Genomic DNA, 10,591 nt, shown 5'->3' with positions numbered 1-10,591 from the left:
TTTTTCAGGAACGAATATTGATAATTATCAAGCTAACTCTTCAGGAGTAACACTTAGCGATCTAATTCAAAATTCACCGTCGCCGTTTGTCCTGTTTCATCTAATACAATTAATTGATATTTACCCGACAAATATAATTGTAATGAATAATTCTTTTGATGGCCGTCCAGCGGCTCGCCGTTCAAAAACCACCATCGCTGCCCCTCCCCGCCGCTGGTTGAAACGAAGAGGGTCATATTTTTCTCGCCCGGAAGACGTTTAATAACCGCCCCTTCCCTGACGCCTGACAACATCAGCGGTGCTGCATTATGGTTATCCAGCGGGGGGCAAACCCCGGAACGGGCGGGGAGACGAGCAGCCCGTTTTTCGGCAGCAGGCAGCCAGGGCTCCAGCGGCAACGGCCAGACATCCAGCACTTTCTCTGTGGCATCCGGACAATCCGCCGCGACGCGTTTTCCTGCCTTATCCAGCCAGACCGGGAAACGGATCCCGCGAATCCCTTCCTGTTCCGGCAACAGCAGCGTAGGTGGTTCACTGCCTTCAAGCAGCCAGGTTGACAGCCGACGCCGACAGTTTTCGCTGCCTTCAGGCAGAAACTGGCCGCCTGGCCAGCAAATCACGCCCCGTCCAACGCTGGCAGGACGCGGATCGCGCGGCAGACGCGCTTCATCCACCATTGAGCGTGACTGAAGCATGTTATTCACCTGATTAAGGAGCGGAACCGCGCTGGCGAAACCAAATTGCCCCGCAACGGGCGTACCGTCCGGACGTCCAGTCCAGATCCCGATGACATAGCGGGCATTCAGCCCGATGGCCCAGGCATCCCGGTAGCCGTAGCTGGTGCCCGTTTTCCAGGCCAGCGGCGCAACCTGGGGCAGCGCGCTGTCCGGCAGGGGCTGCGCTTCGTTGGCAAGTATGCGACGAATAATCCACGCCGCGCCCTGCGACAGCAGCGGACGTTCGATCAGCGGATCGCCAGGCTGTAAACGCAGTCGGCCCGCCTTACCCTGACGCGCAAAAGCGCTGTAGGCGGCAGCGATATCAGCCAGGCGCGCTCCGGCGCCTCCCAGAATCAGGGAGAGATTGGGCTGCGCACCCGCAGGGAGAATGAGCGGTAATCCCGCGTTGCTCAGCATGCCTGCAAAGCGTTTTGGACCGTACGCTTCCAGTACCTGCACCGCAGGCAGGTTGAGGGAACGCACCAGGGCTTCACTCATGCTGACCGGCCCGTGAAAGCCACTGTCAAAGTTGCCGGGACGATAATCTCCCGTTTTTCTTGGGACATCCTGAAGCAGCGAGGCGGGATGGATGAGCCCCTCGTCCAGCGCCATGCCATAGATGAATGGCTTGAGAACCGATCCCGGGGATCGGATCGCATTGACCATATCCACGTGGCTAAAACGGCTGTCATCATTGATATCTACCGAACCAACCCAGCCACGTACTTTCATGGACGTATGATCAACGACGATCATCGCCAGCGAACTGCGGGCGGGCAGGCGCGATTTCCAGTTCATTGCCAGCTCTTCAAGCTGTCTTTGCAGAGCTGCATCCAGCGTGGTGACTATTTTTGTGTCACGACTTTTGCTGAGCATCATGCGTGAAAAGAGCGGCGCCAGCTGCGGCATCTGCCGGGGAGCCAGCCACACCGGTTCTTCACGGGACTCTTGCACCTGCTTCTCTGACCAGACGCCCTGAGTCAACATGCGGTCGAGCACTTTGTTACGCGCCGCTTCCGCACGCGCCGGCCAGCGGTCCGGGCGCAGACGGCTTGGCGCCTGCGGCAGCACCGCCAGCAGCGCCGCGTCGGAATAGCTCAGCCGTGAGGGCGGCTTTCCAAGGTAAGTCCAGCTTGCAGCGCCCACGCCCTGCAACGTGCCGCCAAACGGGGCACGGTTTAGATACAGCGTAAGAATGTCACGCTTGGAGAGATGCCACTCCAGCTGCATCGCCCGCCACAGCTGGCGAATTTTGCCGCCAAAGGTGCGCGGATGCGGATCCAGCAGGCGCGCCACCTGCATGGTCAGCGTGCTCCCGCCTGACACGACTCTCCCGGAGGTGAGATCCTGCCAGGCGGCACGCAGTACAGAAAGCGGATTGACGCCAGGGTGGTTCCAGAACCAGCGGTCTTCATACTGGATCAGCGCTTCCAGATAGCGTGGTGAGACGTCTTCAATGGTAACCGGATAGCGCCAGATACCTTCGCTGTCGGCAAAACGCCACAGCGGGACGCCCTGCTCATCCACGACCACTCGCGCAGGGTTAACCTCTTTCAGGGGCAACGGCCAGACACGGTCAGCGACGACAATCAGTCCCCCTAAAACGAGAAGCGCTCCCGCCAGCCACAGCCAGCGGGAGCGAATCAGGCGCGTTATCCGCATTTTACGGTACAACGATCAGCGGGCCACTGGCCGCCCCCGTTGCTCGCCACTGCGGAACGTACATGGACTCGACCATCGGAACAGGCACCTGGTAGGTTCCCGGCGTAACGGCACGTGCCAGATAGACCAGCGTGACCGGCTGACCTTCGTTGACCGGCACGGCGGCCACAAAGCGATCGTCGCGGAATTCCATGTGCTGGATATCAGACTGCTGCATCTGATTAAGCAGGTTTTGCACCTCACTGCCGCTGTCCGGCAGGCTGGCACTGCTGCTCGCCAGATTCTGATTTTCCAGCTCCAGACCTGCCGGGAGCAGATCCACCACCAGGGCATCCGGCACGTTCTGGCTGGCCTTCACTTCCAGCCACACCAGAACCAGTTCCCCGCTCTTCACCGATGAGAGCGATTTCGTGCTGCCGTCCAGGGACAGTATATGACGCTGGATGCTCAGAACCTTCGAAGAGGGCTGCGGGGCATATTCCGGATAACCGGTACTGTCGAGGCGCACCCACAGCGGCGCGGCGCCGATGTTGGTGACCTGCAAACCGTCAAGCTGAGCACCGTTCACGTTTTGAACCTGCGATTTTTCACTGTTCAGCGTCTGATCGGAAAGGCTGGTGGTGGCCTGCCAGGCGCCGCTGAGGTTTTGCAGCGAACGTCCGGCAAGAAACAGGGCGTTACTTTCCTGCGTGGAGAGCCAGCGCTGGCTAAATGCCTGCTCAGACAAGCCGTTCAGTAGCGTATTTTGCGCCTCCGGCAGCAGCTTATTTTCTTCAAGGAGGGCGAGCATCAGGGCGTTATCGCGAAGCTGGCTGCCATAATCCGCAATCCAGGTTTTGCTCTCTTTGCGCGGCGTTTTCATCGCCTGATCCATTGCCTGCTGGCTGCGCGGCCCGTCGCCCATCAGCTTCAGCGCCACGCCCAACTGCATCAGCGGGAGCCCGGAAGCAGCCTGGGCCTGACGATCCCAGATTTCACGCAATGCCCCAAGCGGCGCTTTTTGCTGGCGCGCCAGCACCAGCGCAGCATAGGCCTGCACGGCGAATTTGCTGGCCTGGGTGTCGTCGCTGTAGCGGATGGACATCATGCCCGGATCCTGCAAATAGCGCAGCAGGCGGTTATTGGCTTTATTGACCGCGTCAGCGGGAACGCTGTAGCCCAGTTCTCCCGCACGAACCAGGAAATCCGTCACATAAGCGGTCAGCCAGTACTCTTCCGGACCATTTCTATCCCACAGCGCAAAACCACCGTCGTCACGCTGCATTTGCAGCAGGCGGGAGATCCCGATATCAATGGCGGCGCGGCGTTTATCATCAGTGTCGCCCTTGATGCCCAACGCCGCCAGCTGCGCGGCGTTAGTGTAGAGCGACGGGAACAGGCCGCTGGTGGTTTGTTCCAGACAGCCGTACGGATACGCCTGTAGCTCACGAATATAGCGCGCCAGGTTCAGCGGCGGTTTGCCGCTCAGCAGCAGTTGCCCCTGTAAAGTGGCAGTCGATAAGCCGCTGCTGTGCTGCACCGGCGCGGTCCATGACTCGCCGGGATTGAGCATGGCGCCGGTATTCACCGTTTGCGCCGGGTATGCGGGACGCACGCCTATCTTCCAGCTCTTGTGCTGAGGGACAAACGTTTCACCCGGCAGCTGAAGCCCGGTAACAAGCGCGATGACTTCCCCTTCACCGTAACCGTCCTGCGCGCGCACCGGGATGTACAGCGTGCTGCGCGCGCCGGGCTCTAGCTGAACCGGGCGCGGCGGCGCGCTACTTTCAATCGCCAGCTTGCCCGTAGAGGTTAATACGACATTGAGCGTTTGTGGCTTGTCAGTCAGGTTCGTCAGATCCAGCGTCAGCCGTGAGGTATCGCCGCTCGCCAGGAACCGCGGCGTGTTAAGCTCGGTGATAATCGGCGCAGCCACTACGACTTTGCTTTCGCTGCTGCCGAAATCGTCTTCCGTCCAGGCCTGTGCCATCAGACGCAGTTCGCCGTTGAAATCACCAATCGGCAGCGTGATAGTGCCTTCGCCATTGGCATCAAGCGTTACCGGCTGCGCCTGCTGGGCAATAATGGTGACATGGTTCACCGGTGGCTTACCGCCGCGTTTCAGTTCATCGCCGTCCCCCCCAAAGCGCAGTGCGGCCATGCGGCCCTGGCCCTCAATAACCTGGCCGTAAACATCATAGATATCCGCGCCATAGCGCTTCTGGCCGAAGAAAGCTTCCCACGGATCCGGCGTAACGTAGTCGGTGATGTTCAGCACGCCGCTATCCACAGCCGAGACCAGCACATTGACTTTCTGCGGCACAGCCCCCTCTTTCACGCTGGCCTTAACCTTCACTGAAAGTGTCTGGTTCGGGCGCATTTTTTGCGGGTTCTCAAGGGCAATGTTGAGACGACGATTTTCGTCGCCCATCGGCAGGTGCAGCAATCCAACCGCGCGCTTCGGCGTGGCGGATTTGGATTTATCGCCGGGACGAACCACCAGCGTGCTGAGATAGAGATCGTGACGCTTCCAGGCTTTATCCACCGGAATAGAGAGATTCAGACCGTTTGCCGGCACGTCGATCTCTTTCCACCACAGCGGTCCTTCGCTGGATTCGATCATCGCATAGCCCTTGCCTGCTGCCGGGGCCGCAATGTGCAGGTTAATGGTATCGCCCGGCTGATAAGCGGGTTTATCCAGCTTCAGCGTTACGCGGTCTGGACGTGCAGCCCCCGTGCCATCGCTGTTATCCTGCCAGCTGTAACCGGCCCAGAAGCGTACGCTGCTGACCATATCATCAGGCGCTTTCACTTCCAGACGGTATGAGCCCCACTCCACCGGGAAGGTGACTTTTCCGGTTTCATCGGCCTTGAGGTTAAGCTCCTGCTCGCCCTCAACCAGATCTTTTTGATCGAACTGAGACTGCCAGCCCTCACTCTCGGACCAGTTCCAGAAGTAGTCACGACGCTCACGGATAAGACGCACCTGCAAGCCGGATGCCGCTTTTTTCGCCCCGCTGGCATCGGCATAGACAATGTCAAAACTGGCGTTGCCGTTCTCATCGACGATCGGCTGGTTGACGGTGGTATCGGTACGGTAGTCATAAACGGCCTTGCTGGCGAACTGTGGACGGATCCCCGGGAGTTCAGCCGCAGGCCAGATAGCCTGCTCAGCGCGTCGTGTCACCGGACGCCCGCCTGATTCCAGCAGGCTGGCCTGCAAAATCAGATGCAGCGGCGAGTGCGTATCTTTCCACTGGCTTTCGGTGGTTACCTGCCCGCGTCCCTTTTCGTCCAGCGTAAGCTGCACTTCATCCAGGCTGCGGCTCAGGTTTTCCTCGGCAATATCACCAAACTGGAAGCCAGGCAGTGCAGGAACGGCGTCGCGTAGCGGGCGCAGGAAAAGCTGGCCTTGCAGAGCATTGCCGTTAGCCGGTGCGCCATACAGGTAATAGCCCACAACGTTAAAGTCCACATTATCCTGCGGGGAAATCGGTGTTTTTTGCCCGGTCAGATTCAGCGCCATACGCTCAGGCATAAAATCTTCGACGTGGAAATCCCACATGCGCTGCTGGTTATCGCCCGTATTTGCGCGAATATGCCACATGCCGGTCTGGGCGCCGCTATCCAACGGATAATTGAAGCGATAGAGACCGTTCTCGGGTTGCACAACGACCGTACGTGCTACCTGTCCGTCCGGACGCAGTACTTCAAGTTTTACCGGCTGATCGGGAAGCGGTTTTCCGTCGCTGTCGCGCAGCAGGCCGTTAAGGATCACCGTTTCACCCGGACGATAGAGATCGCGCGGGCCAAACATAAAGAACTGCTTGCTGTACCCGGGCTTGCCTGCGATATCAAACTCCGCCAGATCCAGCGCCGGAAGCTTGAGGTCAAGAAGCGTGGTCTGGCCGTCTTTGCTGGCCAGGATCAGCGCGGCTTCTTTATCGGTTTCCAGTTTCGCATGGCCGTCGGCGTCGCTGTTCGCCTCGGCAAGGGTCTGCCCTTTATCGTTCAGCAGGGTAATGGTCACGCCTGACTGCGCCGCACCGTTTTCAAGACTCTGGGTGAAGATGTCCAGGCGGTTATGATAACGGTGAGCGGACAGCCCAATATCACTTAAGGTAAAGAGCGTCGCGGCGTTACTGTAGTTATAGTGACCGGCCTGATTCATCACGGCGATATAGACGCCAGACTGCTGGAGCGGCTTAATCTCTTTGAGCGGCAAAAGCAGTTTTTCACGCGTGTTGCGCGCCGGGTTGAGGTCGAAACGGCCGGTATAGACCAGTTCCGCCATCTTCAGCAGGTTATCGGATTCCCAGTTGGTCAGCGAGTTACGGTACTCCCACTGGCTGACAAACGAGGCCAGCGACTCCGGCTTCACGCGGTAGAAGTTGACGTCCACGTTGCTGACGTTAAGCGCCATCACCGGCAACCCTTCCACCACTTTGCCCGGCAGCAGCGATCCCCGGCTGGCGAATCCGACCGTCGGCTCAATATCCCGTGTCGTAAGCGCCTTTTCATAGCTCTTATCGAAGGTTGCGTTATTCAGTGCCTGTAGGCCATGCTCAACGGTGACGACCAGATTACGATTCGGCTCCAGGTGGCGCAGGCGCAGCTCCTTAAGATTGGGCGCCAATTCCCATGCACCGTCCACCTTCCCGCTTTTCTTATCCACCACGTGCACCGTTTTGGCGAAATCCTGATCGGGTTTCAGAGGTACAGAGAAGGTCAGAACCAGCGTCGCGGCGCCGTCGAGTTGCACTTCAGAAGCATCCAGCAGCGTCAACGCCTTGCCCTGACTCTGCGCGGCCAGCTTAGCCAGCTTTTCAGGATCAGCTTTTTCCGGGGCTTTCTGTTGTGATGCCGTAGACGCTGCGGGCGCAGCGGCCTGAGGTTTATCGTCGCTGTTATCACAGCCGACAAGCGTAAAGGTGGTGAGCAGCGCGAGAGAGATCGCGGCTAAGCGAAACGGTTTCATCCTGTGTCCCTGGCCTGAGGGGGCCTGTTGGTCGTCGTCCGGATAAGTATTATCCGCAAGTTTCGTTAATACAAAAAGTCCAATTTTATAATCTGGAAAGCGCCTCGCAGAATTGCATCGCGCTCACCTGTGGGGATTGGAAGCGCGATCACACGGCGTAACGTAACATGTTACCTTTCACGTCATTTGTTTTTAAAACAAGAAGATAGCTGGATAAACTCGCGCTGAGCCTGCTAGTTTTATGTCCATGACGCACCCCGAGTGCGCGGTTCAATAAGAGAGAAAGCCATGAAACGAGCCGTGAACGCCCTACAAAATTTCGGAAAATCACTTTATGGACCTGTACTTATCTTACCCATCGTCGGCCTGTTTATCGCCTTTGGCAATGTACTGGGTAACGGCAATCTGGCCGAGTACCTGCCCTTTCTCGGCCATCCGCTGATCCAGAATGTCGGCCAACTGATCGCCAAATCTGCCGTGTCGGTGCTGGTCAACCTGGCGCTGGTGTTTGCCGTCGGGATCCCCATTGGGCTGGCAACACGAGACAAAGGCTACGCGGCGCTGATTGGGCTGGTGACCTTTATCGTATTCATTAACGCGATGAACGTGACGCTACAGCTTCAGGGTGAACTGGCTCCCGCTGAGCAGATGAAAGCCGCCGGACAAAGCATGGTGCTGGGCGTCCAGGTGCTGGAGATGGGTGTTTTCGCCGGGATCCTGACCGGGGCGCTCTCCGGTTATCTGTACAACAAATATTCCGGCGTACAGTTTAACGGCGCGATGGCGATTTACTCCGGCCACTGCTTTGTGGCGATTGTCATGCTGCCCGTCTCTATGCTGCTCGGCGTGGTCATGAGCGAACTCTGGCCATACGCGCAGCATGGGATTAGCGCCCTGGCGCTGGCTATTAAAGGCTCTGGTCCGTTCGGCGTGGCGATCTACGGTTTCCTTGAGCGAATTCTGGTACCGACGGGTCTGCATCATCTGGTCTATACGCCGTTCCTGTATACCGAACTGGGCGGCACGCAGGAGGTGTGCGGCACGGCTTACCAGGGGGCGCGCAATATCTACTTCGCCGAGATGGCCTGCCCGGACGTCAAACAGCTCAGCAGCACCGTGGTGTGGGATGCGCGCGGCATCAGCAAGATGTTTGGCCTGCCCGCCGCCGCGCTGGCGATGTACATGACCGCGAAGCCAGAGCGTAAGGCGATTGCGAAGGCCATTCTGATCCCGGCGGCGCTGACCTCGCTGCTGGTCGGCGTAACCGAGCCGATTGAATTCTCCTTCCTGTTTGTCGCCCCGCTGCTGTTCGTGGTGCATGCGGTGCTGACCGGCATCGGCATGATGCTGTTCTCGCTGTTTGGCGTTCACGCCATCGGCGCCAACGGAATTATCGATTTCATCCTCTACAACCTGCCGCTCGGCACGGAGAAATCCAACTGGCCAATGTACATCGTGGTGGGGCTGATCATGTTTGCCCTCTACTTCGTGGTGTTCCGCTTCCTGATCCTGCGTTTCAACATGAAAACGCCGGGCCGTGAAGATGAGGATCGGGAGACGCGCCTCTACAGCAAGCAGGAGTACCAGGCGAAGGGGAATAACGACGGGCTGGGCGAATCTATCGTGGTGGGTCTGGGCGGTCGGGAAAATATTGAAGTCGTTGATAACTGCTACACCCGCTTACGCGTCACGGTGAAGGACGTCGACATCATCGACGAACCGCGCCTGAAAGCGACCGGCGCGAAAGGGGTTATCAAACAAGGTAACAACGTTCAGGTGGTCTACGGGCTGCATGTCAAAAAAATGCGAGAAGCCGTTGAGACGTTTCTCTGAAAGGAGCTAAAAATGTTTACACCCCCCTTTATTCTGTCGATTGCCGGCGGCGGCAGCACCTACACGCCGGGTATTGTGAAAAGCCTGATGGTACGCCTGGACGATTTCCCTCTGGCAGAGATCCGCCTGTACGACATCGACGAGGCGCGTCAGAAGACCATTGCGCCCGTGGTGGAGAAGGTCATTCGCGACCACAGCCAGAGCATCAAATTCACCGTCACCAGCGACCCGGAAGTGGCCTTCAGCGGCGCACACTTTGTTTTTGCCCAGATGCGCGTCGGGCAGTACAAAATGCGCGAGCAGGATGAAAAAATTCCGCTGCGCCACGGCGTGGTCGGCCAGGAAACCTGCGGCCCAGGAGGGCTGGCGTATGGCCTGCGCACGATCCTGCCGATGGTGGAGCTTATCGATCTGGTCGATCGCTACGCACATGAGAAAGCGTGGATCGTGAACTACTCCAACCCGGCGGCGATTGTTGCGGAAGGCGTGCGTCGCCTGCGCCCCAACGCACGGGTGCTGAACATCTGCGATATGCCGGTCGCGGCGATGCGTAATATGGGGGCCATACTGGGCGTGGATCGTCGCAGGCTGGAGGTGGACTATTTTGGTCTCAACCACTTCGGCTGGTTTACCCGTGTGCTGGTGGACGGCGAGGACAAATTACCGGAGCTGCGTAAACATATCGCGAAGTTTGGCCTGCTGACGGAAGATGCCGCAAAAACCGACCCGCAGCACTCGGATCCGTCGTGGGTGAAAACCTGGCGCAACATCAAGCCGATAATGGATAACTTCCCGGAGTACCTGCCGAACCCGTATCTACAGTACTACCTGATGCCGAACCAGATTGTGGAGCATCAAAACCCCGACTATACCAGGGCCAATGAAGTGATGAACGGACGTGAGAAAAAGCTGTTCGCCGCTGCCGAAGAGTACCAGCGCACCGGAATTTTACCGGATGCCTTCCACGTAGGTGTCCACGGTGAGTTTATCGTCGATGTCGCCTGCTCGCTGGCGTTTAACCTGCGCCAGCGTCATCTTGTGATGGTCGAAAACCGCGGGGCGATTACCAACCTGCCTTATGATGCGGTGGTGGAAGTGCCTGCCTATATTACCTCCGAAGGACCAGAGCCCGTCCGCGTGGGTCAGGTGCCGCTGTTCCACCAGACGCTTTTACAGCAGCAGCTGGCCTCTGAACAACTGCTGGTTGAGGCGACCATCGAAGGCAGCTATGAGAAAGCGTTGCAGGCATTCACCCTCAACCGCACCGTGCCGACCATGGAACACGCGAAAGCGATCCTGGATGAGATGATCGAAGCCAACCGCGACTACTGGCCTGCACTGCAAAAGGCCTGGCAGGACGGCGAAGCGGTGAAAAAATAGGGGCTTGCTCGCGAGTTGAACGTGGTTAGCTTGTCGGTGT

At 58.2% G+C, this 10,591-nt stretch carries 4 protein-coding genes; 2 read left to right on the top strand and 2 right to left on the bottom strand.

Translation table 11 applies throughout. The annotated features are described in order from the left end of the window. Positions 1-53: 53 nt before the first annotated feature. Together pbpC and IM267_RS12585 are read right to left on the bottom strand one after the other, a co-directional pair. Positions 54-2,381, bottom strand: coding sequence for a peptidoglycan glycosyltransferase PbpC (pbpC, locus tag IM267_RS12590; RefSeq protein ID WP_193033506.1), 2,328 nt, complete (start codon positions 2,379-2,381; stop codon positions 54-56). Position 2,382: 1 nt separating this feature from the next. Beyond that, positions 2,383-7,338: an alpha-2-macroglobulin gene (locus tag IM267_RS12585; RefSeq protein WP_193033505.1), complete on the bottom strand. Its 4,956-nt coding sequence runs from the start codon at positions 7,336-7,338 to the stop codon at positions 2,383-2,385. A gap of 288 nt (positions 7,339-7,626) precedes the next feature. Between IM267_RS12585 and IM267_RS12580 the strand changes: the two genes are divergently transcribed. Both IM267_RS12580 and IM267_RS12575 read left to right on the top strand, forming a co-directional pair. Continuing rightward, the gene (locus IM267_RS12580) at positions 7,627-9,171 is read left to right on the top strand and encodes a PTS transporter subunit EIIC (RefSeq protein WP_107533519.1); all 1,545 of its coding nucleotides are present in this window, start codon (positions 7,627-7,629) and stop codon (positions 9,169-9,171) included. A gap of 12 nt (positions 9,172-9,183) precedes the next feature. After that, complete coding sequence (locus IM267_RS12575; protein WP_107533520.1) at positions 9,184-10,551, top strand: 6-phospho-alpha-glucosidase; 1,368 nt, start codon at positions 9,184-9,186, stop codon at positions 10,549-10,551. Positions 10,552-10,591: the final 40 nt, after the last annotated feature.

Origin of the sequence: Enterobacter cloacae complex sp. P15RS (assembly GCF_014895905.1) — a bacterium.
GTDB lineage: Bacteria > Pseudomonadota > Gammaproteobacteria > Enterobacterales > Enterobacteriaceae > Enterobacter > Enterobacter quasihormaechei.
This window is presented reverse-complemented; position numbering and strand designations above follow the sequence as displayed.

Bases quoted from the DNA above. Each gene is read 5' to 3' on its own strand.
- pbpC (WP_193033506.1), bottom strand. From the start codon at position 2,381: ATGCGGATAACGCGCCTGATTCGCTCCCGCTGGCTGTGGCTGGCGGGA.
- IM267_RS12585 (WP_193033505.1), bottom strand. From the start codon at position 7,338: ATGAAACCGTTTCGCTTAGCCGCGATCTCTCTCGCGCTGCTCACCACC.
- IM267_RS12580 (WP_107533519.1), top strand. From the start codon at position 7,627: ATGAAACGAGCCGTGAACGCCCTACAAAATTTCGGAAAATCACTTTAT.
- IM267_RS12575 (WP_107533520.1), top strand. From the start codon at position 9,184: ATGTTTACACCCCCCTTTATTCTGTCGATTGCCGGCGGCGGCAGCACC.